Source organism: Peterkaempfera bronchialis, assembly GCF_003258605.2.
In the GTDB taxonomy this organism is placed as follows: domain Bacteria; phylum Actinomycetota; class Actinomycetes; order Streptomycetales; family Streptomycetaceae; genus Peterkaempfera; species Peterkaempfera bronchialis.
In genome coordinates this window covers 1,715,697-1,740,753 of the sequence record NZ_CP031264.1, presented here as the reverse complement: position 1 = coordinate 1,740,753, position 25,057 = coordinate 1,715,697, and the positions used below count along the sequence as shown (strand labels likewise).

The 25,057-nt window shown below is 73.1% G+C and carries 24 protein-coding genes and 1 other RNA gene; 15 read left to right on the top strand and 10 right to left on the bottom strand.

The window, feature by feature from the left end:
• The first annotated feature begins 206 nt into the window (after nt 1-206).
• Nucleotides 207-1,397 (top strand): 4-hydroxybenzoate 3-monooxygenase, encoded by a 1,191-nt coding sequence (locus C7M71_RS07610; RefSeq protein ID WP_111494453.1) that lies wholly within the window; start codon nt 207-209, stop codon nt 1,395-1,397.
• 31 nt (nt 1,398-1,428) lie between these two features.
• Here C7M71_RS07610 and C7M71_RS07605 read toward each other — a convergent pair whose 3' ends face one another.
• The 3 genes from C7M71_RS07605 to C7M71_RS07595 are packed head-to-tail and all read right to left on the bottom strand — an operon-like array spanning nt 1,429 to nt 4,009.
• Nucleotides 1,429-2,700, bottom strand: a complete 1,272-nt coding sequence (locus C7M71_RS07605; RefSeq protein WP_111494455.1) for an ATP-binding protein — start codon at nt 2,698-2,700, stop codon at nt 1,429-1,431.
• Entirely contained in the window at nt 2,697-3,560 is an 864-nt protein-coding gene (locus tag C7M71_RS07600; protein WP_111494457.1) for a tetratricopeptide repeat protein, read from the bottom strand. Before C7M71_RS07600 ends, C7M71_RS07605 begins: the two co-directional genes overlap by 4 nt.
• Nucleotides 3,557-4,009 carry a hypothetical protein gene (locus C7M71_RS07595; protein ID WP_111494459.1) on the bottom strand — a complete coding sequence of 151 codons (453 nt, stop codon included), beginning with the start codon at nt 4,007-4,009 and terminating at the stop codon, nt 3,557-3,559. Before C7M71_RS07595 ends, C7M71_RS07600 begins: the two co-directional genes overlap by 4 nt.
• Nucleotides 4,010-4,087: 78 nt before the next feature.
• Here C7M71_RS07595 and C7M71_RS07590 point away from each other — a divergent pair, with 78 nt between their 5' ends.
• Genes C7M71_RS07590 through C7M71_RS07580 form a run of 3 tightly spaced genes read left to right on the top strand, consistent with a single transcriptional unit; the run spans nt 4,088 to nt 6,858 of the window.
• Nucleotides 4,088-4,927, top strand: coding sequence for a Nif3-like dinuclear metal center hexameric protein (locus C7M71_RS07590; RefSeq protein WP_114914240.1), 840 nt, complete (start codon nt 4,088-4,090; stop codon nt 4,925-4,927).
• A 31-nt stretch (nt 4,928-4,958) separates the two neighbouring features.
• Entirely contained in the window at nt 4,959-5,702 is a 744-nt protein-coding gene (locus tag C7M71_RS07585) for a zinc ribbon domain-containing protein (RefSeq protein WP_114914676.1), read from the top strand.
• A 4-nt stretch (nt 5,703-5,706) separates the two neighbouring features.
• A complete protein-coding gene (locus C7M71_RS07580) occupies nt 5,707-6,858 on the top strand; it encodes a bifunctional RNase H/acid phosphatase (protein WP_111492953.1) in 1,152 nt (383 codons plus the stop codon).
• Nucleotides 6,859-6,907: 49 nt separating this feature from the next.
• Here C7M71_RS07580 and yaaA read toward each other — a convergent pair whose 3' ends face one another.
• The gene (gene yaaA, locus C7M71_RS07575) at nt 6,908-7,705 is read right to left on the bottom strand and encodes a peroxide stress protein YaaA (protein WP_111492952.1); all 798 of its coding nucleotides are present in this window, start codon (nt 7,703-7,705) and stop codon (nt 6,908-6,910) included.
• 53 nt (nt 7,706-7,758) lie between these two features.
• Nucleotides 7,759-9,345, bottom strand: coding sequence for a phytoene desaturase family protein (locus C7M71_RS07570; protein ID WP_111492956.1), 1,587 nt, complete (start codon nt 9,343-9,345; stop codon nt 7,759-7,761).
• A gap of 284 nt (nt 9,346-9,629) precedes the next feature.
• On the opposite strand from C7M71_RS07570, the gene C7M71_RS31005 reads away from it, so the two are divergent.
• Nucleotides 9,630-9,884, top strand: coding sequence for a hypothetical protein (locus C7M71_RS31005; protein ID WP_175607651.1), 255 nt, complete (start codon nt 9,630-9,632; stop codon nt 9,882-9,884).
• A 226-nt stretch (nt 9,885-10,110) separates the two neighbouring features.
• Nucleotides 10,111-10,254 (top strand): hypothetical protein, encoded by a 144-nt coding sequence (locus tag C7M71_RS31000; RefSeq protein ID WP_175607650.1) that lies wholly within the window; start codon nt 10,111-10,113, stop codon nt 10,252-10,254.
• Here C7M71_RS31000 and C7M71_RS07560 read toward each other — a convergent pair.
• Nucleotides 10,251-10,670 (bottom strand): DUF6597 domain-containing transcriptional factor, encoded by a 420-nt coding sequence (locus C7M71_RS07560; RefSeq protein ID WP_111492951.1) that lies wholly within the window; start codon nt 10,668-10,670, stop codon nt 10,251-10,253. The two genes, C7M71_RS31000 and C7M71_RS07560, sit on opposite strands and share 4 nt — an antisense overlap.
• 66 nt (nt 10,671-10,736) lie before the next feature.
• Nucleotides 10,737-13,379, bottom strand: a complete 2,643-nt coding sequence (locus tag C7M71_RS07555; RefSeq protein ID WP_111492950.1) for a SpoIIE family protein phosphatase — start codon at nt 13,377-13,379, stop codon at nt 10,737-10,739.
• Between the two features lie 132 nt (nt 13,380-13,511).
• On the opposite strand from C7M71_RS07555, the gene C7M71_RS07550 reads away from it, so the two are divergent.
• The 4 genes from C7M71_RS07550 (at nt 13,512) to C7M71_RS07530 (ending at nt 17,615) form a co-directional block, all read left to right on the top strand.
• On the top strand, nt 13,512-14,954 hold the full coding sequence (locus tag C7M71_RS07550) for an MFS transporter (protein ID WP_111492949.1): 1,443 nt from the start codon (nt 13,512-13,514) through the stop codon (nt 14,952-14,954).
• Between the two features lie 288 nt (nt 14,955-15,242).
• Nucleotides 15,243-15,563 carry a MarR family winged helix-turn-helix transcriptional regulator gene (locus C7M71_RS07540; RefSeq protein ID WP_229758601.1) on the top strand — a complete coding sequence of 107 codons (321 nt, stop codon included), beginning with the start codon at nt 15,243-15,245 and terminating at the stop codon, nt 15,561-15,563.
• Nucleotides 15,564-15,604: 41 nt separating this feature from the next.
• On the top strand, nt 15,605-15,775 hold the full coding sequence (locus C7M71_RS07535) for a hypothetical protein (RefSeq protein ID WP_322975151.1): 171 nt from the start codon (nt 15,605-15,607) through the stop codon (nt 15,773-15,775).
• 217 nt (nt 15,776-15,992) lie between these two features.
• Nucleotides 15,993-17,615 carry an alkaline phosphatase D family protein gene (locus C7M71_RS07530; RefSeq protein WP_229758600.1) on the top strand — a complete coding sequence of 541 codons (1,623 nt, stop codon included), beginning with the start codon at nt 15,993-15,995 and terminating at the stop codon, nt 17,613-17,615.
• Between the two features lie 71 nt (nt 17,616-17,686).
• Here the strand turns inward: C7M71_RS07530 and C7M71_RS07525 are convergent, their stop codons facing one another.
• From C7M71_RS07525 to C7M71_RS07515, 3 genes are all read right to left on the bottom strand, one after another.
• Nucleotides 17,687-18,217 carry a hypothetical protein gene (locus C7M71_RS07525; protein WP_114914239.1) on the bottom strand — a complete coding sequence of 177 codons (531 nt, stop codon included), beginning with the start codon at nt 18,215-18,217 and terminating at the stop codon, nt 17,687-17,689.
• Between the two features lie 27 nt (nt 18,218-18,244).
• Complete coding sequence (gene ctaD / locus C7M71_RS07520; RefSeq protein ID WP_407675873.1) at nt 18,245-19,945, bottom strand: aa3-type cytochrome oxidase subunit I; 1,701 nt, start codon at nt 19,943-19,945, stop codon at nt 18,245-18,247.
• A 312-nt stretch (nt 19,946-20,257) separates the two neighbouring features.
• A complete protein-coding gene (locus C7M71_RS07515) occupies nt 20,258-20,515 on the bottom strand; it encodes a hypothetical protein (protein ID WP_162824176.1) in 258 nt (85 codons plus the stop codon).
• Between the two features lie 10 nt (nt 20,516-20,525).
• Here C7M71_RS07515 and C7M71_RS07510 point away from each other — a divergent pair, with 10 nt between their 5' ends.
• The 5 genes from C7M71_RS07510 (at nt 20,526) to C7M71_RS07485 (ending at nt 24,983) form a co-directional block, all read left to right on the top strand.
• The gene (locus C7M71_RS07510; protein ID WP_111490567.1) at nt 20,526-21,446 is read left to right on the top strand and encodes a hypothetical protein; all 921 of its coding nucleotides are present in this window, start codon (nt 20,526-20,528) and stop codon (nt 21,444-21,446) included.
• Between the two features lie 62 nt (nt 21,447-21,508).
• An RNA gene (gene rnpB / locus C7M71_RS07505) (RNase P RNA component class A) lies at nt 21,509-21,907 on the top strand.
• A gap of 702 nt (nt 21,908-22,609) precedes the next feature.
• Complete coding sequence (locus C7M71_RS07495) at nt 22,610-22,843, top strand: hypothetical protein (protein ID WP_111490568.1); 234 nt, start codon at nt 22,610-22,612, stop codon at nt 22,841-22,843.
• A 386-nt stretch (nt 22,844-23,229) separates the two neighbouring features.
• Nucleotides 23,230-23,727 (top strand): hypothetical protein, encoded by a 498-nt coding sequence (locus C7M71_RS07490; RefSeq protein ID WP_162824175.1) that lies wholly within the window; start codon nt 23,230-23,232, stop codon nt 23,725-23,727.
• 617 nt (nt 23,728-24,344) lie between these two features.
• Nucleotides 24,345-24,983, top strand: a complete 639-nt coding sequence (locus C7M71_RS07485; protein WP_111490570.1) for an HD domain-containing protein — start codon at nt 24,345-24,347, stop codon at nt 24,981-24,983.
• Nucleotides 24,984-25,057 lie beyond the last annotated feature (74 nt).

The window sequence follows — 25,057 nt, the reverse complement described above, 5'->3', positions numbered from 1 at the left end:
ATTCCCGCCCCTCGCGGCATCGAAGTTACGGCCGGGGCGGACGGTGCTCAACGCGATCACCGCGCCTTCACTCATACGGGTGACCGGATGCCGATTTGCCCTGCGGCGCCCCCCGGTTCGATGCCTTGGCCTCCGACTCTTCAGGCCCCTCGGCCGGCGTCACCCGGATCACTATGCTGGGGGCCTGGTGCGGCGGAGGGGGCGGCATGCCGGGGACCGTACGTGAACGGACGACCGTGGTGGTGGTCGGGGCGGGGCCGGCCGGGCTGACCGTCGCCGGTCTGCTGCTGCGGCTGGGCATCCCCTGCACGGTGCTGGAGCGCCGACCGCGCTCCCGGGTCGAGCAGCGGCAGCGGGCGGGCATCGTGGAGCACCGCGCCGTGCGGATGTTCGAGGAGTGGGGGCTGGCCGAGCGGGTCGTCGGCGGCTTCCCGTACGACGGCGTGCTGGAGGTCCGGGTGGACGGCGAGAGCCGCCTGCTGGACGAGACCGGCCTGGCCGAGCGGCTGGAGGCCCGGCTCTGCCCGCAGCAGGTGCTGGTGCAGCGGCTGATCGCGGCCTGCCTGGAGGACGGCGGCGATCTGCGGTTCGAGGCGGCCGAGGTGACGCTTCATGGGGTGACCGGGGAGCAGCCGGTGGTCCGCTACCGGGACGCCGACGGCGTGGCGCATGAGATCGCCTGCGACCTGGTCGCCGGCTGCGACGGCGACCACGGGGTCAGCCGCGCCTCCATACCCGACGGCGTGCTGACCGCCTATCCGTTCGACCATGGGATCGCCTGGCTGACCGTGCTGGCCGACGCCGCACCGCCGCGCCACCCGCTGCTGGCGGTCAGCCGCCACGGCTTCGCCGCCCACTTCGCCCGGGGCCCCCGCGCCAGCCGCTTCTACCTCCAGGTCCCGCTCGGCGACGGCCCGGACGACTGGCCGGAGGACCGCGTCCGGCAGCAGTTGCGCGCCCGGCTCGGCAGTGACGACGGCCCGCCGCCCGGCACGGTCACCGAGAAGGAGGTCTTCCGGCTCCGCAGCGTGGTCCATGAGCCGATGAGCCACGGCCGGCTCCATCTGGTGGGCGACGCGGCCCACATCATCTCGCCGATGGGCGGCAAGGGCATGAATCTCGCGCTCTACGAGGCCGAGGTCTTCGCCCGCGCCGTACGGGACCTGGTGCGGGACGGCGATGACGCGGGGCTGCGCTCCTACTCGGCGGTCTGCCTGCAACGGGCCTGGAACTACCAGGAGTTCTCCCGCTGGATGACCGAGATGCTGCATGACGCGGGCGACGACACCCGGACCGGCCCGTTCCGCCGCCGACTGGCCCGGGCCCGGCTGGACCGGCTCTCCACCTCCCGGGCCTCGGCCGGCGCCTTCGCCGAGCTGATGGCCGGACTGGCCTGAAGCCCTTCCCCAAAGAGAGTCTGACGGCTCGTCACTCGCCCTTGGGCAGTCGGCGCCGCACCTCACGCGTCCGCAGATAGGCCGCCACATCCTCGTAGCGCTCACTCTGGTTGGCGAACTCCACATACGCCTTGGCCCGTTGCAGCCACTCCAGCGTGGAGGGCCGCACCCGCTCCGCCGCCGCCAGCAGGCCGGGCGTGTCCAGCGGCGGCTCGCCGCCGGTCCGCAGCGACTCCTCGATCAGCTCGTCCACCGCCCGCTCCACCACGGCCCGCAGGTCCGCGCCGGAGAAGAGCGAGGTGCGGGCGGCCACCGCCCCGGTGTCCACCGTGCCCTGCGACGGCAGCTCGGCGGTGTGCACCCGCAGGATGTCCGTCCGGGCGGGCTCGTCCGGCGGCGGTACGAAGACCACCCGGTCGAAGCGGCCCGGCCGCAGCATCGCCTCGTCCACGTCCCAGGGGGCGTTGGTCGCGGCCATCACCGTCAGCCCGGTGTTGTCGGAGCCGATCGCGTCCAACTCCTGGAGCAGTACGTCCACCAGCCGCCGCGCCTCCGAGCCACGGTGCTTGTGGCGCGCGTACGCCAACCCGTCGAGCTCGTCCAGGAAGAGCACACAGGGGCCGACCGCGCGGGCCGTCTCGAACGCCTGGTGCAGATTGCGCTCGGAGACCCCCTGGTAGGGGTCGATCACATCCTCGATACGGACATTGAGGAACGGCAGCCCGCACTCGCCGGCCGTCGCCCGCGCCAGCAGCGTCTTGCCGCACCCCGGCGGCCCGTACAGCAGCACCCCGCCGCCGGCCCGGCGGCCGTACCGGGCGAACAGCTCGGGCCGGGAGCGGGGGAGCACCACCATCCGGTGGATCAGCTTCTTGACCTCGGTCATGCCGCCCACATCGGCGAAGGTGGTCGACTCGGGGCCCGCGTCGCCGTCCGGACCGCCGCCCGGGTCGCCCGCGCCGTCGGCGAGCACCCGCAGCCGGTCGGCGCCGCTGCGCTCCGCCAGCCGGTCCTCCACCCGCCGCTGAAGCGCGGCCACCCCCTCCACCACGCCCGCCTGCCGGGCGGCCTCCAGGCAGGCCCGCGCCAGGTCCAGCCGGTCGGCCTCCAGGGCGGCCCCGCCGACCTGGAGCAGCGACTCGGCGGGCAGCGCCCGTGCCTGGAGCAGCACCTCGAAGTGGAGCAGCGACTGCTCGCCCAGGTCTGCGGCGAGCAGCGCCTCGGCGAGGATCAGCCGCAGCATGGTGTCGTCCGGGCTGGCCTCGACCGCCCGCCGCAGTGACTCGATCCGTTCCTCGCTCACAGCAGTCCCTTCCTCATCAGCCGGCGGACGATCGGCGGTGCGATCCAGGAGTACGCGCAGAACGCCAGCCAGGCGAGGGCCAGCGGCAGGGCCACCGCCCCCAGGCCGACCGCCCGCAGCCCGAACTGGATCAGCACCACGGTGATCCAGATCTGGAAGACGCTGAACCGCTGGAAGGGCCGCAGCGGGCGCAGCAGCCAGTGGTTGGCGGCGCGCAGCTCGCGGGCGGCGTCCACCATGTGCCGGTTCTGCGGGTTGCCCGCCGCCGCCGCGCGGAATCCCGCGTAGGCGGCGCCCGGGTCGCCCCGGTGCGAGGCGGCCAGGCCGCGCAGCGCATGCGCGCCGACGTCGTCGGGATCGGCGGCGAGCAGCGCGGCGGTGAGCCGCTCCGCCTCGGCGTGGTCGCCCCGGGCGATGGCCAGCACCACCCGGGTGTGGGCGACCGGGCGGGAGCCGGGGTCGTGGGCGGCGGCGCGGTCCACCAGCTGCCGGGCCTTGTCGTGCTGCCCGGCGAAGGCGCACAGCCGGGCGTAGGTGCAGAGCAGCCAGGCGTTCTGCGGCTCCAGGGTCAGCCCGCTCAGGCAGGCGTGCTCGGCCTCGGCGGTGCGGCCCAGGTCGGCGAGGGACTGGGCGAGCACGCCCAGCAGCCCGGCGTCGGGGCCGTGGGCGGCCAGTCCGCTGCGGGCGATGTCGACGGCGGCCTGGTCGTCGTCGGCCAGGTGGTGGGCCAGCGCGCGGACCCGGAAGGCATGCCGCGACACCGCGCCCTCGCCGGTGAGCCGGCTCAGCTCGTCCAGCGCCCGGTCGGGTCGGCCGCGCTCCAGCCAGTGCTCGGCCAGCGCCAGCGCGTCGGCGCTCACCGGGACACCGCCGCGAGGGCCCCGTGCACCAGCACGCCCTCCAGCAGGCCGAGACCGGCCACGGCGGCGACGCCCACCCCCAGCAGCGGTGCGTACTCGCCGCCGCGCAGTACGAAGACCCGGTCCGGTTCGCGTTGCAGCCGGACCTGCCACAGATACGCCGCCATCGCCAGGATGCGCTCCACCGTCAGCGCGCCGGCCAGGATCCCGCTGCCGACGGTGAGCAGGGCCAGGGTGGCGGCCAGGGCGGCGGCGCCGACCGAGGCGACCGCCAGGACGCGGCGGCGCGGCAGGCCGAGCCGGGTCGCGTTGACCACCGCGACGGCGGTGCCGGCGAGGGTGCCGCCGAAGAAGGCGACATACCCCTGGGAGATGAGCCGCCACGGGCGGCCGCTGCTGCGCGGCTGCTGTTGCAGGGTGGGTCGGAGCAGCGGGTCGGTGGATGTCACGGGCGCAGTCTGGCGTACCGGAGTGATCACTGACCAGCGGGGGCGGGGATCGGTTACGGCGCGCGGTAGTCTCGACCCGTGCCCACACTGTCCGACGTCATCAGCGTGCTCGACCAGCTCTACCCGCCCCGGTGGGCGGAGTCCTGGGACGCCGTGGGCCTGGTCTGCGGCGACCCGTACGCCGAGGTGTCCCGGGTGCTGCTGGCGGTGGACCCCGTACAGGCCGTGGTGGACCAGGCCGTGGCCTGGGACGCCGACCTGGTGATCACCCACCATCCGCTCTATCTGCGCGGTACCACCAGCGTCGCGGCGACCACCTTCAAGGGCCGCGTGGTGCACACCCTGATCAGCAACGGCATCGCCCTGCATGTCGCCCACACCAACGCCGACCACGCCGACCCGGGCGTCTCCGACGCCCTCGCCGAGGCGATCGGGCTGCGGGTCACCGGGCCGCTGGTGGCGGACCCGACCGACCCCGCCGGGCGTCGCGGCACCGGCCGGATCGGAGAGCTGCCCGCGCCCGAGCCGCTCTCCGCCTTCGCCGCCCGGGTCGCGGCCGGACTGCCCGCCACCGCCACGGGGGTGCGGGTCGCGGGCGACCCGGACCGGCCGGTCTCGCGGGTCGCGGTCTGCGGCGGCTCCGGCGACAGCCTCTTCGCCGAGGTCCGCGCCGCCGGGGTGGACGCCTATGTCACCGCCGACCTGCGCCACCACCCGGCCTCCGAGGCGTCCGAGGCCGCGCCCGTCGCCCTGGTCGACGCCGCGCACTGGGCCACCGAGTGGCCCTGGCTGCGGCTGGCCGAGCGCGACCTGGCCGCCCTGGCCGAGAGCCGCGGCTGGGCGCTGGAGATCAAGGTCTCCGAGCTGGTCACCGACCCGTGGACGGCCCACGCGCCCATGCCGTACCCCACCGACTGACCGCCCCACCCGACCATTCCAGGAGCTTCCGCTGAACGCCGCGCCCGCCGACCAGATCCGCCTGCTGGACCTTCAGGCCCTCGACTCCCGGCTCGACCAGCTGGCGCACCGGCGCCGCAGCCTGCCCGAGCACGCCGAGATCGAGAAGGCCAGCGCCGACCACACCGCGCTGCGCGACCTGGTGGTGGCCGCCGAGACGCAGCTCGGCGACACCGCCCGCGAGCAGACCAAGGCCGAGCAGGACGTGGAGCAGGTCCGCGCCCGTGCCGTCCGCAACCAGCAGCGGCTGGACTCCGGCGCCATCACCTCGCCCAAGGACCTGGAGAACCTCCAGCATGAGATCGGCTCGCTGGCCAAGCGCCAGTCCGACCTGGAGGACGTCGTCCTGGAGGTGATGGAGCGGCTGGAGTCCGCCCAGGGCCGGGTCACCGAGCTGACCGCCCGGCTGGAGCACGCCTCGGTGGTCCTGGACGAGGCCGTCACCCGCCGCGACGCCGGGTACGCCGAGATCGACGCCGACGCCGCCAAGGTCGCCCGGGACCGGGAGACCGTCGCCGCCGTCATCCCCGCCGACCTGATGAAGCTCTACACCCGGCTGCGCGAGCAGCAGGGCGGCATCGGCGCAGCCCGCCTCTACCAGCGGCGCTGCGAGGGCTGCCGGGTGGAGCTGTCCACCGCCGACATCAACGAGATCAAGGCGCAGCCCAAGGACGCGGTGGTGCGGTGCGAGAACTGCGGCCGCATCCTGATCCGCACCTCCGACTCGGGCATCTGACGCCATGGCGGAGCGCAGGCTTGTCGTGGAGGCCGACGGCGGCTCCCGGGGGAACCCGGGCCCGGCCGGATACGGCGCCGTCGTCCGCGACGGCGACACCGGGCAGATCATCGCCGAGGCCGCCGAGTACATCGGCCGTGCCACCAACAACGTCGCCGAGTACCGGGGGCTGATCGCCGGGCTGCGGGCCGCGCACGCCGTCGACCCGGACGCCCGGGTCGACGTCCGGATGGACTCCAAGCTGGTCGTCGAGCAGATGTCCGGCCGCTGGAAGATCAAGCACCCGGACATGCAGCCGCTCGCCGCCGAGGCGCGCACCGTCTTCCCGCGCGGCCGGGTGTCGTACGCCTGGATCCCCCGCGAGCGGAACAAGGACGCCGACCGGCTCGCCAACGAGGCCATGGACGCGGGCAAGGCCGGTCGGCAGTGGGAGCCCAAGGCCGCTGCCGCTTCTGCTGTGGCCGGGCGGCCTGCGCCGGCCGCCGAGGAGGAGCCGCAGCCGCCCGTACGGCCCGCAGGCTGGGCCGGCGACCTCGGCACCGCCACCACCTTTGTGCTGCTGCGGCACGGAGAGACCCACCTGACGCCGGAGAAGCGGTTCTCCGGCAGTGGCGGCAGCGACCCCGAACTGTCCGACAAGGGCCACTGGCAGGCCGAGCGGGCCGCCGCCGCGCTCGCCGCCCGGGGCACCGTCCAGGTCGTCGTCTCCTCCCCGCTGAAGCGCGCCCGGCAGACCGCAGAGGCCGTCGCGGACCGGCTCGGCCTGGAGGTGCGGATCGACGAGGGGCTGCGGGAGACCGACTTCGGCGCCTGGGAGGGCCTGACCTTCGCCGAGGTGCAGCAGCGCCACCCCGCCGACCTGGCCGCCTGGCTGGCCTCCCCGAAGGCCGCCCCGACCGGCGGCGAGAGCTTCGCCGCCACCGCCCGCCGGGTCGCCCTCTCCCGCGACAAGCTGCTGGCCCGCCACACCGGCCGCACCGTGCTGCTGGTCACCCATGTCACCCCGGTCAAGACCCTGGTGCGGCTCGCCCTGGGCGCCCCGCCGGAGTCGCTCTTCCGGATGGAGCTCTCGGCGGCCTCGCTCTCCGCCGTGCAGTACTACGCGGACGGCAACACCTCGGTACGGCTGCTCAACGACACCGGCCACCTGCGCTGAACCGGGGCGGGGGCCGCACCGGCCCCCGCCCCCGCCGCTGTCCGGCTGCTCACAGCTCGGTGACCACCACATCCAGCGGCACCGGCTTCCCGGCGGCGGCCGGCTGCTGCTCGACCGTGTACGTGAGGTCGCGCAGCGCCACCGCCAGCTCCCCGGGGTCGCGCGGCTCCGCGCCGGCCTGGAGCAGGTCGCGCAGCAGCCGCCCCTTGGTCGCCTTGTTGAAGTGGCTCACCACCGACCGCTTCACCACCCCGGCGACCTCCCGCTCATGCAGCACCCGCACGGTCGCCGTCCGGGACGCCACCGCACCGGTGGGCCGCCACGCCGCCGCATAGGCGCTCGACCGCAGGTCCAGCACCAGGCCCTCCCCGGCCGCCTCCGGCAGCACCTCGGCCATGGCCGCCCGCCAGTACGGGCCGAGCGCGCCCAGCGGCGGCAGCTTCACGCCCATCGAGCAGCGGTACGGCGGCACCCGGTCGGTGATCCGCAGGGCGCCCCACAACCCGGAGAAGACCAGCAGCGACCGCTCCGCCGCCGCCCGTGCGGCCGGGGCCAGCGCGGCCAGGTCCAGCGCGTCGTACAGCACCCCCGTGTAGAGCCGCCCGGCCGGCAGCGCCGGAGCCGTCCGCAGCCCGGCGTTCCTGGCCAGCTCGCCGCGCAGCCCCTCGCTCAGCCCCAGCACCCGCATGGCCTCGGCGCCGTCCCCCTCTGCGCAGAGCGCCGTCAGCGCGTCCAGCACCCGCTCCCGGGCCGGGTTCAGTGCGGGCAGCGCCAGCCCGGCCGGGTCCAGCGGCCCGCCTTCCCCCGAAGCGGCCTTGCCCTCGGACGGCGGCAGCAGGACAAGCACGGCGGTACTCCTCGGTCGGCACTCTGCGGGCTACCCCGCAACCCTATGCATCCTCACGCACCCTCCAGTACGGCCATCGCCGCGTTGTGCCCCGGGATGCCGCTCACCCCGCCGCCCCGGACCGCTCCGGCGCCGCAGAGCAGCACCGACGGGTGCGCCGTGGCGACCCCCCAGCGGGCGGCCGGGGTCTCCTCCCGGTCGCCGTCGTGGAACGGGAATGCCAGGTCGCGGTGGAAGATATGGCCGCCCGGCAGGCCCACCTCCCGCTCCAGGTCCGGCGGGGTCTTCGCCTCCAGGCACGGGCGGCCCTCGGCGTCCAGGGCGAGGCAGTCGGCGATCGGCTCGGCGAGCACCGCGTCCAGCTGCGCCAGCGTCGCCGCCAGCGCCCGCTGCTTGGCGGCGGGGTCGCCGAAGAGCCGGGCGGGCATATGCAGCCCGAAGAGGGTGAGGGTGTGGCAGCCCTGCTCCGCGAGGCCGGGCCCGAGGATCGACGGGTCGGAGAGGGAGTGGCAGTAAATCTCCGACGGCGGGGCCTGCGGCACCCGCCCGGCCGCGGCCTCCCGGTAGGCGGTCTCCAGCTGCCCGTAGGACTCGGCGATGTGGAAGGTACCGGCGAAGGCTTCCCGGGGGTCCACGGCGGAGTCCCGCAGCCGGGGGAGGCGGCGCAGCACCATATTGACCTTCAGCTGGGCGCCCTCCGGGGCGGGCGCCGACGGTTCCTCGCCGAGCAGCCGCTCCAGCACCGACGGCGCCGCGTTCACCAGCACCCGCCGCCCGACCGCCCGGCCCTCGCCGTCCCGGTGGCGGTAGGTCACCTCGGCGTGGGCGGTCCCGTCGGCCCGGTCGTCGGTGCTGATCGCGGTCACCTCGCAGCCGGTCCGGATCTCCGCACCGGCCGCCCGCGCGGCGGCCTCCAGCGCCCCCGTCACGGCGCCCATGCCGCCCACCGGGACGTCCCAGTCGCCGGTGCCATTGCCGATCACGTGGTAGAGGAAGCAGCGGTTCTGCCGCAGCGACTCGTCATGGGCGTGGGTGAAGGTGCCGATCAGCGCGTCGGTCAGCACCACGCCGCGTACCAGGTCGTCGGTGAAGACCGCCTCCACGGTCTCGCCCAGCGGCCGTTCGAAGAGCGCACCCCACGCCGTGTCGTCCCCGACCTGCCGCCGCAGCTCGGCCCGCGAGGGCAGCGGCTCGGTGAGGGTGGGGAAGACCCGCTCGGCGATCCGGGCGGTCATCCCGTAGAAGCGCTGCCAGGACTGCCACTCCCGGTCGGAGCCGGTCAGCGCCCGGAAGGACTCCCGGGTCCGGTCCGGGTCCGCCGCGTCCACCAGCAGCCCGGTCGGCCCGCCGCCGCGCACGGCGGGGGTGTACGAGGAGATCCGGCGGCGCCGCAGCTCCACCCGCAGACCCAGGTCGCGGGCCACCTTCCGGGGCAGCAGGCTCACCAGGTACGAGTAGCGCGACAGCCGGGCGTCCACCCCCGGGAACGCCTGCGTGGAGACGGCCGCCCCGCCCGCCTGCCCCAGCCGCTCCAGCACCAGCACCCGGCGGCCCGCCCGCGCCAGGTAGGCCGCCGCCACCAGCCCGTTGTGGCCACCGCCGACGATCACGGCGTCATAGCGGGGTGAAGCAACTGCCACGGCGAACTCCCGGAGGTGCGGTCGGGCCAAGGGTCCAAGATCCCGTCACGCTACGCCGCCCCGCGCCCGCCGCAAAGGGCCATGCGCCCTGCTGCCGCCCCGGCCCTTCGCGGATGGCCGTTTCGTTCAAGACCCCTGGCCCGGACCCGCCTACCGTCGAGGCATGGTACGGGCCGACAACGACATGATCGACAGGGCCCGGGCGCTTCCTCTGGACGTCCGGCCGGGTACTGGAGCAGCGCCGCTTCGCCTTCCTCTTCGGCGGTGAGGCCGCACCGGCGGGGGTGCTGGCCGCGCTGGACGCCTACCGCAGCCGGGAGGACGGCTATGCGTTCGGCCTGGAGCCCGATGTACGGGGGCCGGAGGGCCAGCCCATCGCGCTGCCCGCCGCCCTGCGGGTCCTGGCGGAGGCGGGCGCGCTGCCCAGCCCGCGAGCCACCGGGATCTGCGACTGGCTGGCCCAGGTCACCGCCGCCGACGGCGGGGTCCCCTCAGTACTGCCCGCCCTGGCTGCCGATCCCCACCGAACCCGCCGGTGAACTGCTGGCCACCGGCCAGATCGCCGGACCGCTGCTCCGCGCCGGGGTCCGGCACCGCTGGCTGGGACCGGCCACCGACTTCTGCCGCCACGCCGTCGAACGGCTGGAGCAGACCCACCCCTACGAGGCCGAGGCCGCCGTCGCCTTCCTCGACGGGGTACCGGACCGGCCATGGGCCCGGCGGCAGGCCCGACGGCTGGGCGAGCTGGTCCGGGAGCAGCGCCTGGTGCTGCTCGAACCGGACCGCCCCGGGGAGGCCCGGCTCGCGCCCGGCTACGCCCCGGGCAAGTACCACCTGCCGTACGACTTCGCCCCGCACCCGCAGAGCCTCGCCCGCGCCTGGTTCAGCGACGCCGAACTGGGCCGCTAGCCGGGCAGCAGCCGGGACACGAACCGGTCGAGCACCCGCGCGGCGTCCGCCGGGCCGCCCGCCCGGGCCAGCCGCTCCGCCAGCCGGTCCGCCCGGTCCGGGTGGAACTCCGCCAGCGGCACCTGCCGGTCGCACACCTCCGCCACCGGCACCCGGCCGAGCAGCAGGCCGGCCGCCCCCGGACGCAGCCGCACCCCGGCGATGGTCTCGCCGCCGCCCGTCCGCACCGTTCGCGGGCCCCGGTCCGGCCCCGCCAGCTCCAGCCGCTCCTCCCGCCAGACCAGGTCGACGCAGCCGTCGGGCACGATCAGCTGGCCGTGCCCGCGTGGGCCGTCCGTCTCCCGGACCCAGAGGCAGGCCACATACCGGTCCGGCGCCGCCGCCGGCCGCCACTCCGCATACCGCGAGACCGCCACCCGGCCAGCCTGCCCGACCCGGGCCCGCAGCCACCAGCCGCCTCCAGGCCCAGCCGCGCTCCGGCATCAGCCCCGGCCGTCCCCGTCCCGGAGTTCGAACCAGACCGCCTTGCGGTCCCCCAGCGGCTCCCACCCCCACCGCTCCGCATAGGCGTCGACCAGCCGCACGCCGCGCCCGCTGACCGGGACCCGGCCGTCCTCCACGCCGTCCTCCCCGTCCAGCCCGCCGCCCTCCGGCATCAGCCTCGGCCGGTGCCGGCTGCTGTCCAGCACCTCCACCCGCAGCACATCGCCGTCCAGCCGGGCGTTCAGCTCGACATCGCCGCCGGCGTGCAGCACCGCATTGCTCATCAGCTCGGCCGCCAGCAGTTCGGCGTCCCGGGCGAGCGACGGCAGCCCCCACGCGGTGAGCTGCCGCCGCAGGTCGCGCCGGGCGTCGGCGAGGGCCCGCAGGTCTCCGGCGGCGATCCGCCAGTCGGCGGCGACCGGTGGCGCGGCGTCCGGGTCGGGGGTGCGGCGGACCAGCAGCAGGGCGATGTCGTCCTCCCGGGCCCGGCGGGCCGCCGCCGGGGCGGCCACCCGGTCGGCGAGCCGCTGTACGGCGTGGCGCTGGCCGGAGGGTCCGACATGCCCGTCGCCGTCCGGGGAGCAGGCCCAGTGGCGCAGCAGTACGAGCAGGTCCTCGACGGCGTCGCCGTACTCCTTGTCCCGGCTCTCGACCAGCCCGTCGGTGTGCAGCAGCAGCAGGGCGCCGGGTGGCAGCACGATCCGGCTGACCGCGTACTCCTCGGCGGCGTCCAGGCCGAGCGGCAGGCCGCCGGTGACCTCCAGTTCGGCCGCGTCGCCGTCCGGGTCCAGCAGCAGCGGGTGGGGGTGGCCGGCCCGCACCACCCGGGCGGAGCCGTCGGCCGGGTCCAGTTCGACGTAGCAGCAGGTGGCGAAGAGTTCGGTGTCCAGCCCGCAGAGCAGCCGGTTGGTGCGGGTCATCAGGGTGGCGGGGTCGTGGCCCTCGGCGGCGTAGGCGCGCAGCGCGATCCGGAGTTGGCCCATCACGGCCGCCGCCCGGGTGGAGTGGCCCTGGACGTCGCCGATGACCAGGCCCACCCGGCCGTCGGGCAGCGGCAGCACGTCGTACCAGTCGCCGCCCACCTCCATGCCCTCCGAGCCGGGCAGATAGCGGGCGGCGGTGGCGAGTCCGGGCAGCTCGGGGAGGCGCCGGGGGAGCATCACCCGCTGGAGTTCGGTCATCCGCCGCCGCTCCTGGTCGAAGAGGCGGGCCCGGGCCAGCGACTGGGCGAGGATGCCGGCCAGCGCGGTGTACTGGGTGCGGTCCTCGGGGGTGAAGCCGCGCGGTCGGCGGAAGGCGATCAGGCAGGTGCCGACCGGCCGGTCGGCGGCGGTGAGCGGCAGTACCGCCCACGCCTGGTGGTCGGGCTCCGGGTCGGCGACCGTGTCCGGGAAGGCGGCGGCGTACGCGGCCGGGTGCTCGAAGAAGAGCGGGGTGCCGTTCGCCAGCGCGCGGTTCATGGGGGAGCGGGCCGACCGGTCCAGCGTGCGCAGCCGCTCGCGCGCCCCCTCGCCGTACCCGGCGGCCCCGGCCAGCCGCAGTTGGCCGCCGTCGCCGAGGTGCACCACCAGGGCGTCCGCGCCCAGCGCCGGCAGCGCGGTGCCGGTCATCACCTGGACCACCTCGTCCACCGTGGACGCCTGGGAGAGGGCACGGGTGATCCGCAGGGTGAACCGCTCGCGGGCCCGCCGGGTCCGCTGGTGGGCCTCCTCCCGCTCGTCGCGCAGCCGCTGCTCCGTGCAGTCGAAGGTCACGCCCACCATCCGCATGGGACGGCCACCGGCGTCGGTGATGACGCGGCCCTTGGCGTCCACCCAGCGGATGGCTCCGTCGGTCCGTACGATCCGGCAGACCGCCCGGTACTCGCCTCGGGACTCGATGGCCTCCGCGATGGCGCTCTCCACCAACGGCACATCGTCCGGGTGGACCGCGTCGAGGAAGGTCTCGAAGCGTTCGTCGAAGTCGCCGGGGTCCAGGCCGAAGATGCGGCAGAGCCGTTCGTCCCAGATCAGCGTGCCGGCCGCGAACTCCCAGTCGAAGGAGCCGGTGGCGGTGGCCGACATGGCCAACTCCAGCCGGGCGGCCCGGTTGCGGGCGTCGAGCAGCCGCACCGCGCGGCCGTCCGGCGGCCCGCCCGCGCGGTCGAAGGCGAGCAGGTGCTCCAGGCGGTGTGCGCAGACGGCGGTCATCGCGAAGAGCGCGGCGCGGTCGGCCTCGGAGAACGCCCACGGCCGGTCCAGTCCGATGAAGATCGCACCCAGGCAGCGGTCGTCCACCAGCAGCGGCATCGCGGCGAAGGAGACATTGCCGCTCTTCATCTCCACCACGCTGGGGAATGCCTGGTGCTCGGCCTCGGTGGGGACGTAGACGGGCTGGTGGGTGCGGACCACCTGGGCGACCGGCAGGTCGTGGTCGGGCGGCAGCAGGCGGCGGCCCTCCAGCAGGTGCGGCTCCACGCCGATGGCGGCGGCGAGGCGCAGCCAGCCGTCGTCCTGGACGAGGTAGACGGCACCGGCCCGGGCGCCGAGGTCGGAGAGTCCGGCGTGGACCAGGGTGTGCAGCAGGGTGCCGGGGTCGGTGCAGCTGAGAAGCCGGGCGATGGCGTTGTCGCGGCTGCCCTCGCCGTCACCGCCCTGCATCATGAGGGGCCTCGCTTTCGGCCGTTTCGTCCATATAAGGAGACCTCATCATCGTATGGGCGTCTAGTCAGCCCTTCAGAATGGTTGTATCGTCAAAACAATTAGCTGACTACAACCATCGAGGTGCCCAGCCCCGTGCCCGAGCTCACCCGGCGGCGCCGCCTGCTCATCCTGGCGATCTGCTGTCTCAGCCTGCTGATCGTCGGGCTCGACAACACGGTGGTGAACGTCGCCCTGCCGGCCATCCGCACCGATCTGCACGCCGAGTCCTCCGGGCTGCAATGGGTGGTGGACGCCTACACCCTGGTACTGGCCGCGCTGCTGATGCTCTCCGGCTCCACCGCCGACCGCATCGGCCGCCGCCGCACCTTCCAGACCGGGCTGGTCCTCTTCGTCCTCGGCTCGCTGCTGTGCAGCATCGCCCCCGGACTCGGCTGGCTGATCGCCTTCCGCGCCGTCCAGGCCATCGGCGGCTCCATGCTCAACCCGGTCGCCATGTCGATCATCACCAACACCTTCACCGACCCCCGGGAGCGGGCCCAGGCCATCGGCGTCTGGGGCGGCGTGGTCGGCATCAGCATGGCGCTCGGCCCCGTCGTCGGCGGGCTGCTGGTCGACACCGCCGGCTGGCGCTCCATCTTCTGGATGAACATCCCGGTCGGCCTCGCCGCCCTCGCCCTCACCGCCGTGTACGTCCCCGAGTCCCGCGCGCTGCGCGCCCGCCGCCTGGACCCGGTGGGCCAGCTGCTGGTCGTCGCGCTGCTCGGCTCCCTCACGTACACCATCATCGAGGGCCCAGGCCAGGGCTGGACCTCGCCCGCCATCCTCACCCTCGGCTGCGTCGCCGCCGCCTCGCTCGGCGGCTTCCTGGTCTGGGAGCGCCGCCGTGAGGAGCCCCTGATCGACCTGCGCTTCTTCCGCAGCATCCCCTTTGCGGCGGCCACCGCCATCGCGGTCTGCGCCTTCGCCGCACTCGGCGGCTTCCTCTTCCTCAACACCCTCTACCTCCAGGAGGTACGCGGCTACAGCCCGGTCGTCGCCGGACTCTGGACCCTGCCGATGGCCGCCCTCACCCTGGTCTGCGCCCCGCTGTCCGGCCGTATCGTCGGCCGCACCGGCCCCCGGCTGCCGCTGCTGGTCGCCGGCGCCACCATGACCGCCAGCGGCCTGCTGCTCACCACCCTCACCGCCGACTCCTCCACCGCGCTGCTGCTCGCCTCGTACGCCCTCTTCGGCCTGGGCTTCGGCATGGTCAACGCCCCGATCACCAACGCGGCCGTCTCCGGGATGCCCCGGGACCGCGCCGGGGTCGCCGCCGCGGTCGCCTCCACCAGCCGCCAGGTCGGCCAGTCGCTGGGGGTCGCCGTCATCGGCACCGTCGCCGTCTCCGCCGTCGTCGGGCCCTTCGCCACGGGCTTCCCGGCTGCCAGCCACGCGGCCTGGTGGATCACCGCAGGGTGCGGGGTCGCCGTACTGCTGCTCGGTATCATCAGCACCACCCGCTGGGCGGGGCACACCGCCGCCGACGTGGCCGCCCGGCTCAACCCCGACCACCGGAAGGCGCCGGTCCGCACGTGACGATCTCCGACGACCTCGCCCCCCACGGCAGCGCCCCGGCCACCCCACCCCCGCCGCCGCGCCCCCTGCTGCCGCCCAGGCCCCCGCCGCGCAGCCCCCTGCCGCCACCCCGACCCCCGTCGCTGCCCCGCCCCGCGTCGGCACCCAGGCCCCCGCCGCCACCCCGAACCCCACTGCCCCGCCCCCTCCGCCGCGCAGCTCGCCACCGCCACTCACGCCTGGCAGAACCTCCGCGCCCTCGTCCTGGAGGACCACGACCGCCGCCGCGAGGTGGTCGACGCGCTCGGCTTGAGCTTCATCCGCATCAAGGCCCTGCGCCACCTCGCCGCCCGTCCGATGACGCTGCGCGCCCTCGCCGCCGAGCTGGCCACCGACGCCCCGTACACCACCGTCGTGGTGGACGACCTCGCCCGCCGCGCCCTGGTCGAGCGCACCCCGCACCCCGACGACCGCCGCAGCAAGATCGTCAGCGTCACCGCAACCGGCCGCGCCGCCGCCGAGCAGGCCGACCGCATCCTCGGCACACCCCCCGCCCCCCTGCTCGCCCTCGACCCCGCCGACGCCGCCACCCTCGACCGCATCGTCGCCCACCTCCGCAGCCCCCACTGACCCCCGCTGTTCCGAATCCGCACAGCTCAGGAGGCGAGAGCGTGGCCCGCACCGACTACTTCGACGACCCTGACGCGCCCCAGGCCAACAGCATCGTGCCCGCCGTCACCGCGTTCGTACTGAACGCCGAGGGCGAGGTGCTGCTGGAACGCCGTTCCGACAACCAGCCCGGAGTCCTTCGAAGTCCGCTGGGTCCCGAAGACCGCCCTTGACGCACTCGACATCTCACCCACCACCCGGCTCCGCCTCCGCCACGGCTTCAGCGGCCAATCCCACCCCCACCTCGGCTGAGCGGCTCTCAGCTGACTGCCATGTCCCCGATCGGCGACGGACACCGCGTGGCCCCACCGCGCGGCCCGGCGCATCCGATCCACTGGTTCGGCCGTTGTGCAGTACCGGTTCGCCGACCGTACGAGGGGGACACCTGCCATGGACTTCCACACCACCACGCCCGCCGAGATGCGCCGCGCCGCCCGCCTCGGCCGCCGCCGCTTCCTCACCGCCACCGGAGCCGCCGCCGCACTCGCCTTCACCACCAACCTGCCCTCCGCCCACGCCGCCACCGCCGACCCCCGTTCCCTCGGCGAGGACCCCTTCACCCTGGGCGTGGCCTCCGGAGACCCCCGCCCCGACTCCGTCGTGCTCTGGACCCGCCTCGCCCCGCGCCCATACGAGCCCGGCAGCGGCATGCCGCCCGGGGCCAAGGTCGAGGTGCACTGGGAGATCGCCCAGGACGAAACGTTCAAGCGGCCCGTCGCCCGGGGCACCGAGACCGCCCACGTGGCGTACCACCACGCCGTGCACGTCGACGCCCGCGGCCTGAAGCCCGCCCGGGGCTACTTCTACCGCTTCCACGTCGGCCGCTGGACCAGCCAGGTCGGCCGCACCCGCACCGCCCCGGCGCTGCACGCCCAGCCCGCCGCCCTGCGGTTCGGCTTCGTCTCCTGCCAGGCGTACCACGACGGCTACTTCACCGCCTTCGACCACCTCTCCCGGGAGGACCTGGACGTCGTCCTGCACCTCGGCGACTACCTCTACGAGTACGCCGTGACCGCCAACGGCGGCGCCCGCGGCTACACCGACCGGACACTCCCCGCGCTCTTCGACACCGAGACCGAGACCCTGGACGACTACCGGCTGCGCTACTCCCTCTACAAGTCCGACCGCGACCTCCAGGCCGCCCACGCCGCCCACCCGTGGATCGTCACCTGGGACGACCACGAGACCGAGAACAACTACGCCGGCGCCATCGACGAGGACAACGACCCGCCGGAGGAGTTCCTGATCCGCCGCGCCGCCGCCTACCGGGCGTACTGGGAGAACATGCCGCTGCGCACACCGCAGCTGCCCACCGGCCCCGACATGCGGCTCTACCGCCGCTTCGACTACGGGCGGCTGGCCCGGTTCGACGTGCTGGACACCCGGCAGTACCGCTCCGACCAGGCGTACGGCGACGGCTGGCAGTACCCCGGCCCCGAGTCGCTGGACCCCGCCCGCACCATGACCGGCGCCACCCAGGAGAAGTGGCTGCTGGACGGCCTGGCCTCGTCCCGCGCCCGCTGGAACATCATCGCCCAGCAGGTCGTCTTCTCCCAGCGGAAGAACAGCACCGCCGCCCGCTCCAAGCTCTCCATGGACGCCTGGGACGGCTACCCCGCCGCCCGCGAGCGCATCCTGACCGGCGCTCGGCACGCAGGGGTCGACAACCTGGTCGTCCTCAGCGGGGATGTCCATGTCCACTACGCCTTCGACCTCAAGGCCGACTTCGACGACCCCGCCTCCCGCACCCTCGGCGTCGAACTGGTCACCTCCTCCATCACCAGCGGCCAGGACGGCGCCGAGCGCCCCGCCAACCACGACACCCTGCTGGCCGCCAACCCCCACCTGCGCTTCTACGACGGCCGCCGGGGCTATGCGACCTGCCACCTCGACCGGCACCGCATCCGCGCCGACTTCAAGACCGTCTCCGCCGTCACCACCCCCGGTGCCCCCCTCACCACGGCGGCCTCCTTGGTCTCCGAGGCGGGGAAGCCCGGTCTCAAGACGGCCTGAAAGCAACCTCCTGCGGGCCGGGCGCACCGCCGCCGCCCGGCCCGACCTCCCGGCGGCCTGGCCGCCGCCCCCTATCGCAGGGTGTGGGAACGCGCTGCGGCCACCACCAGGGAGAGCAGCGCGACCGCCGCCGCAGCGGTGGCGGGCAGGGTGCCCCCGGTGCCCGCCGTGGCCAGCAGGGCTCCGGCGGTGGCGCAGGCCGCAGCCAGACCGCTGAGCAGCCACACCAGAAAGGTGCGCCGGGCCCGGGCCCGAGTCCGGGCCCGGTCGGCGATGGGTACCGGGCCGCCGAGCGCCGCCCAGCGCCCGGCCTCCTCGCGCTGCTCGGCCCGGTGGAGCAGCCCGGCCCGCAGGCGCAGCGCGGCGGCCGTGGTGGCGCCCGCCGCCGCCACCGCACCGGGTGCCGCCCAGCCCGAGGTGGCCGGCAGGACCAGGGCGAGCGCGCCGCAGGTGGCCCACCAGGCCAGGCAGGCCCGGGCGGCGGCGCGGGTGGAGCGCGGGCGGTCGTCGCCTGCGCGCAGGTCGGCGGCGGCCGGCAGGTACCAGACCGAGCCGGCGGCGGTCAGCGCCGCCGCGCCCAGGCCGAGGACGATGTGGGACATGTTCCTGCTCCTCCTCCGGTGGCGGGCTCAGTGCAGGGCCGACTCGGCGGCAGCCATCTCCGGGTGGTGCAGGTCGAAGGCGGGGGATTCGGAGCGGATGCGCGGCAGGGAGCGGAAGTTGTGCCGGGGCGGCGGGCAGGAGGTGGCCCACTCCAGGGAGCGGCCCCAGCCCCAGGGGTCGTCCACGGTGATCTTCTCGCCGTACTTGGCGGTCTTCCAGACGTTGTAGAGGAACGGCAGGATCGACAGGCCGAGCAGGAAGGAGCCGATGGTGGAGACGGTGTTGAGGGTGGTGAAGCCGTCGGAGGCGAGGTAGTCGGCGTAGCGGCGGGGCATGCCCTCGGCGCCCAGCCAGTGCTGCACCAGGAAGGTGGTGTGGAAGCCGATGGTGAGGGTCCAGAAGGTGATCTTCCCCAGCCGCTCGTCCAGCATTTTCCCGGTCATCTTGGGCCACCAGAAGTGGAATCCGGCGAACATCGCGTACACCACCGTGCCGAAGAGGGTGTAGTGGAAGTGCGCGACCACGAAGTACGAGTCCGACACATGGAAGTCGATCGGCGGGGAGGCCAGCAGCACCCCGGTCAGGCCGCCGAAGACAAAGGTGACCAGGAAGCCGGTGGTCCACAGCATGGGCGTCTCGAAGGAGAGCGACCCCTTCCACATGGTGCCGATCCAGTTGAAGAACTTGACCCCGGTGGGCACGGCGATGAGGAAGGTCATAAAGGAGAAGAAGGGCAGCAGCACCTGTCCGGTGACATACATGTGGTGCGCCCAGACCGTGATCGAGAGCCCGCCGATGGCGATGGTGGCCGCGATGAGGCCCGCGTAGCCGAACATCGGCTTGCGGCTGAAGACCGGGATGATCTCCGAGACGATCCCGAAGAACGGCAGCGCCAGCACGTACACCTCGGGGTGCCCGAAGAACCAGAAGAGGTGCTGCCAGAGCATGGCGCCGCCGCTGGCCGGGTCGAAGACATGGGCGCCGAACTTGCGGTCCGCCTCCAGGCCGAAGAGCGCGGCGGCCAGTACCGGGAAGACGATCAGGATCAGCAGTGCGGTGAGCAGGACGTTCCAGGTGAAGATCGGCATCCGGAACATCGTCATGCCGGGAGCCCGCAGGCAGAGGATGGTGGTGATGAAGTTGACGGCGCCCAGGATGCTGCCGAACCCGGAGAGCGCCACCCCCATGATCCACATGTCGGCGCCGACCCCGGGCGAGTGGATGGCGTCGGAGAGCGGCGCATAGGCGAACCAGCCGAAGTCGGCGGCGCCCTGCGGGGTGAGGAAGCCCGCCGCCGCGATCAGCGAGCCGAACATGAAGAGCCAGTACGAGAGCATGTTCAGCCGGGGGAACGCCACATCCGGGGCGCCTATCTGCAAGGGCATGATCCAGTTGGCGAAGCCGGTGAAGAGCGGCATGGCGAAGAGCAGCAGCATGATGCTGCCGTGCATGGTGAACGCCTGGTTGAACTGCTCATTGGTCACCACCTGGGTGCCCGGCCGGGCCAGTTCGGCCCGCATCACCAGCGCCAGTACCCCGCCAATCAGGAAGAACCCGAACGACGACACCAGATACATGGTGCCGATCGTCTTGTGGTCGGTAGTGGTCAGCCACCTCAGCGCCGACCGGCCGTGCTTCCCCGTCACTTCACCGGGGCGGACCACCGCCTTCTCTCCCTCTGCCCAGACGGCACTCACAGCCCGAACCCCTTCACGGAACACACACATCGGCGGAGCCCGGACCAGACCGGCCCCGGCGCGGCTCAATGATCGTCAGCACCGTTCAGGGTCGGACAGGGCCGGACATCCTCGCCCGTACTGGGCCGAACGTCCCTGCTCACCGGGCCCCGGGTCCCCGTACGGGGCGGATCACCCGGACCGCCTGGACCCCCGTCAGGAGCACCCGTCAGGTCGCCCGCGCGGGCCGGGCCCTCCATGACCCGAAGGGCCGGTTGTCACACCTGTGCGATAGCTTGACGACCGCTTGGTAATTCGCATGCCCCTGTGAAAGCTCTGTGGTTCGCTGGGGCGAGACGTTGATCACCGCGGCACACCGGCCGCCCGCCGAGAGAAGACGATCATCACCGCCATACGCAAGGCCACCCGCGTCGCCCTGACGGCGGCAGGCTGCGCCGCACTGCTCGCCACCGGGGTCACCGCCTGTGGCGCCGTCAAGGAACTGACCGCCGCCCAGAAGGTCCAGTCGGCCTTCGAGAAGCTGGCCGAGGGCCGGACCCTCGGCGGTGAGCTGTCCATCGACTCCACCGCCGCGCAGATCCGCGCCTTCTCCGCGCTCACCGACGACAAGATGAAGCCCGAGGACGCGGCGAACCTGGCCTCGGTGCGCCTCGCCTTCACGGTCAGCGCCGACAAGCCCCTCAAGGACGTCGAGTCGCTGAAGTCCACCTCCGGTGGGACCGGGCTGAACGCGCTGACCGGTGCCGACGCCATCGACTTCGGCCTCGCCCTGCACGGCAAGGGCAGCTCCGCCCTCGCGGAGATCCGCCAGGTCGGCGGCACGGCGTACGCGCGCGTGGACGTCGACGGGCTGGCCGGGCTGGTCGGGGAGGACGCGAGCGAGCTGCGGAGCATGGAGTCCGAGCTGCCTCCCGAGCTCAAGGTGTTCAAGGAGGCCCTGCAGGGCAAGTGGATCTCCTTCGACAGCAAGCTGATGGAGCAGTTCACCAATGACCTGGGGGGGCAGGCGGGAGCCAAGCCGTCGGCCGCCCCGTCGGTGGACGCCGACACCCAGCGGAAGCTGCTGGACGCCCTCGGCAGCGTGCTCTCCCGCGATGTGACCTTCGAGGAGAAGGGCCGCCAGGGCGACGCCGACCGCATCCTCATCTCCGCCCCGGCCCGCACCCTGGTGCGGGACCTGGAGAAGGCGCTGACGCCGCTGGCCAAGCAGTTCCCCGGGCTGGACAAGGAGCTGCCGACCAGCTCGCTCAACGAGATCCCGGACCGCCAGGTCTCGGCCGAGCTGCTGATCAAGGACGGCGTGATCACCTCGATCGGCTTCGACTTCGCCCAGCTGGTGCCCAAGGCCACCTCCGACGACCACATGGTCGTCAAGCTCTCCCTCTCGCGTGAAGCGGCAGCGGTCCAGGCGCCCACCGGCGCCGTCGCCCTCACCAAGAAGGACCTGGACGGCATGATGGGCATGATGGTCGCCGGAGCCGACGAGACCGGCTTCGACTTCGAAGAGGACGACCTGGCCGCCCAGAGCTGAGCCCCGCTCCCGCCCCCGCACGGTCGCCCGCTCCGGTCGGCTAGCATGGTCCGCACGGCGGACGAGCCGGCCGGGCGGTCGCGACGGGTCCACGGACCCGCCGAGGAACGTCCGGGCTCCACAGGGCAGGGTGGTGGGTAACGCCCACCCGGGGTGACCCGCGGGACAGTGCCACAGAAAGCAGACCGCCGGGGGCCTCGGCCCCCGGTAAGGGTGAAACGGTGGTGTAAGAGACCACCAGCGTCCGGGGTGACTCGGACGGCTCGGTAAACCCCACCCGGAGCAAGGTCAAGATGGAGCGCCTCCGGGCGCTCTGCGCGGATGTTCGAGGGCTGCCCGCCCGAGTCCGCGGGTAGACCGCACGAGGCTGTCGGCAACGGCAGCCCTAGATGGATGGCCGCCTCCCCGGGCGCCGCAAGGCTCCCGGGAGACAGAACCCGGCGTACAGGCCGACTCGTCCGCCGCTACCTGCGGCTTTGTTTTGGAAAGGGCCTCTGACCTGCGTCGGAGGCCCTTTCGGGTCTTTCGGCCCCTTGCCTGTTTAGGTGGCAAAAAGTCCCCGAAGAGTCCCCGGGACGCGCGGGAAAATCCCCGAGAAGTCCCGGAGATGATCTTGCCTGAGAGCGGCTGAACAGGTCTTCCTGCTGTGTCTGCCTGGAGGATCAGCTGGACTCCGACGGCCCCTGCAGCGGCTGCGACACCTGATGGTCCGGGCCAGGTGGACAACAAGGGGTCGGGCGAAGCGGAGCGCGGGGCAGCTCGAGCACGGCGTCGAATGGGCATGACCGGGCAGGCAAGTAGGGGGTGCCCGATTCTGGTCCTATGAAGTCACAAGCACCCGTCCGGCCACGTGCTTAGTGGCGCCCGGCGAGCCGACAAATCCCAAACAGGACAGTCGAGACGTCAGTCAGTCGGCGGGTCGGACCCGCCCGCAGCGCCACCGCGAACGTCATCGCCGTCAGTCGGCTTGGCCGGGGCATCGGCTGCGTTGCCTTGCGGGGCAACAGCTCGTCCAGCCTGACGGAATTCCCGGGGTAAGCCGCTACGGCCGGCGGCGTAGAGCGTGTAGACCTTGCCGTCGTAGCTGCCGATGTAGAGGGTTCCTGCCGCTACTCCTGGCGGCGATGTAGCAGGCGCACTGGTCGGCCTCCAGAAAGCGCGTCATGGCCGTGGTCTGCTCCATCGTCGTCGGCGTGCTGATCGTGGAGCTGAACGGCGGTCTGCAGGACGGACGGCTCACCCTGGCAACCGTCGGTGCGGTGCTCATGGCATCCCAGACTGCGCATGCGCTGATGCTCAAGGAGGCGGCGGCGTGGCTGGAGGAGCGGACCAGCTGGACTGAGCCCGACGTCCAGGTCAAGGAGGAGCAGGCCAGCCGGGGGCCGTCCCTGGAGTGACGAGGTGAACCTGCCTGCTGGGCGGGTATGATCCGACGCGAGGTGGCCGCTTCGCGGCCGGACCTGTCAGGCGCCTCCTACGCCCTGTTCCTAAGGCGCCCCTGCTGCTCAGCTCGGGGGTGGCCCCTGGGGTGGCAGGGCGGGGATCAAGGTGCCGAGCCCACTGGCCACGCGGAAGCGTGCCGGGGCCGGGGAGCGGCTTCGCAGGCCGTCACGATCCGGCACGGACAGGTCCGGTCCCGAAGCGGCCACCTCCCCCATGTCACCACCCCACCGACCAGGCGGGCCCGCAGTCGGCGCACCAGGCCGAGAGCGACAGGCCCGCGCCCCGCCAGAGATGGATACCGATGCCGCCCCGGAACCTGTCTGAGCTTGACCAAGACGCTGTGGCCGCTGAGATCGCCTACTACGAGGGCCTGGACGACGACGAGTACGAGGCCGCCCTCGTAGGCTTCGCCCGCGAGCAGGACCCCATCGATGCGGCTGCCATCCGGTCTGATGCTCTCGCCTTCCGGTCCCGCAAGGCGGTGCAATCCCTCCTGCGGCAGCTCAGCACCAAGAGGCTGCCCAACGCTCCCGGCGACCAGTCGCGGCGCGTTTCCCTCCGCGAAGCACGTGCAGTCCACGGCCGACTTGAGCACGAGGCCCGCCTGCTGGATGCGGTCACCGCCGGCATCGCCGCGCGGCGCGGTGAACTCATCACGCCGGCTAACCCGCGCCGCCGCGCGCTGGAGGCACTGCGTGCCGAGCACCCGGAGCGGTACCTCGACCTGCTCCGCGCCGAGGAAGAGAAGGCACGCCAGCGCGCGGCGGAGCGGCGGGCCGCAACGAAGCGCGCTCGGCGGGCGCAGCGAGACGCGGAGCGCACCGCGCAGGAGTCTTAGCGCACTGGCTGATCCAAGGGCGCGCACCACCCCGGCGGGTGGCGCGCGCCCTTCGCGTTCTGCTGGACCGCGCCGGACCGCGCCGGGGGCCGAACCGCTCCACCGCGCCGCCGCGCCGAGGGGCAGGTTTCGATGCAGCGGCCCGACGCCCTGTAGGCGTACGTGGCGGCCTGCGTGGCGTCCAACTCGGTCCTCATCGCCCCTCTGAGGGGTCGCAATCCTGACGTGATCGACAACTCCCGACACCTTCGGCGACGATGAGAACCAGCAGCTGAAGTCACTGCTTGCACTGTGCCCCACCCCCAATCAGGCGGCTTTCCACGTCCGCTCCTTCGTGGAGCTGATGTGCGAATACCGCAGAGATCGGGCTCGACCAGTGGATCGCCGCAGGGCGGGCCGATGGCCTGCCCGCCCTGCACACCGTCACCGCCGCCTTGGCCAAGGCCTGGACCGACACGTTCCTCGCTTCGGTCCCCATAATTCCGGAGGTTCGTAACGGGTGGCAGGAATGGTGCGGACTCACAGCATCGAGGTACCGTGGGGATTGACTGGGCGCATCTATGGCATATCGAATGGCCATGTGATGCCGACGCGTTTGCCCTGAACGGAGAAAAGATATGTCGGCTGCAGGGGAGGAAGGTAGGAGATATCAGGAAGCCCCCTACCTGGGGTGCTCGAGCCCCCTGTACGCAGAGAAGGATGTCGCGCACGGGGTTGAGCACATCCAGCGGATCCTGAAGAGACTGGAGCCACTCACCGTCGGCCAGCAGCTCCAACTTCGTTGGGATCTCCTCTACTTCCTGGCATGCTTTCATGGTGTCGCCGACCGGATGGCCGAGCCGGGTGTGCGGCGGATGGTCAAGCAGCTTCTGACAGGGCTCGGCTGGAGCGACCGGGAGATTACGGAGGGGCTTGCTGCTCTCGCTCGCCATCTCGTGGATCCGCATACCTCCGAGGAGAACGTGGTTCACGACGCGAACTATCTGGAGGCGGTCGGAGCGCTGGGGATTGCCAAGGCGTTCACTACCGGGGGCGCCAGGGGCCAGAGCTACGAGCGCACGTTGGAGATTGCTCGCCGCAACCTTGATCGGCCTGTCTTCCGTACAACGATTGGCCGGAGGCTCGCTGCGGAGCGTCGCGCATATGCGCACGACTTCCTCGATCGGCTCGCCCGCGAACTCGGCCCTGTACAAGTGGTTGATGATCAAAGCGCCCGTGCCAGAACGGGTTCAGACGATTCCCCGGCCGCTGGGTGAAGATATTCCCCGCAGCGCGCTGATGGGGATGCAGCACGGATGGCAGCCGGGTTGCCGTGCGCCGGGTGGGGGAG

What these genes read in the sequence shown, in the direction of transcription:
- C7M71_RS07610 (WP_111494453.1), top strand. Translation starts at nt 207, where the DNA reads ATGCCGGGGACCGTACGTGAACGGACGACCGTGGTGGTGGTCGGGGCG.
- C7M71_RS07580 (WP_111492953.1), top strand. Translation starts at nt 5,707, where the DNA reads ATGGCGGAGCGCAGGCTTGTCGTGGAGGCCGACGGCGGCTCCCGGGGG.
- C7M71_RS07555 (WP_111492950.1), bottom strand. Translation starts at nt 13,379, where the DNA reads ATGATGCAGGGCGGTGACGGCGAGGGCAGCCGCGACAACGCCATCGCC.
- C7M71_RS07530 (WP_229758600.1), top strand. Translation starts at nt 15,993, where the DNA reads ATGGACTTCCACACCACCACGCCCGCCGAGATGCGCCGCGCCGCCCGC.
- C7M71_RS07525 (WP_114914239.1), bottom strand. Translation starts at nt 18,217, where the DNA reads ATGTCCCACATCGTCCTCGGCCTGGGCGCGGCGGCGCTGACCGCCGCC.
- ctaD (WP_407675873.1), bottom strand. Translation starts at nt 19,945, where the DNA reads ATGTGTGTGTTCCGTGAAGGGGTTCGGGCTGTGAGTGCCGTCTGGGCA.
- C7M71_RS07510 (WP_111490567.1), top strand. Translation starts at nt 20,526, where the DNA reads ATGAAGCCCGAGGACGCGGCGAACCTGGCCTCGGTGCGCCTCGCCTTC.
- C7M71_RS07495 (WP_111490568.1), top strand. Translation starts at nt 22,610, where the DNA reads ATGGCCGTGGTCTGCTCCATCGTCGTCGGCGTGCTGATCGTGGAGCTG.
- C7M71_RS07485 (WP_111490570.1), top strand. Translation starts at nt 24,345, where the DNA reads ATGTCGGCTGCAGGGGAGGAAGGTAGGAGATATCAGGAAGCCCCCTAC.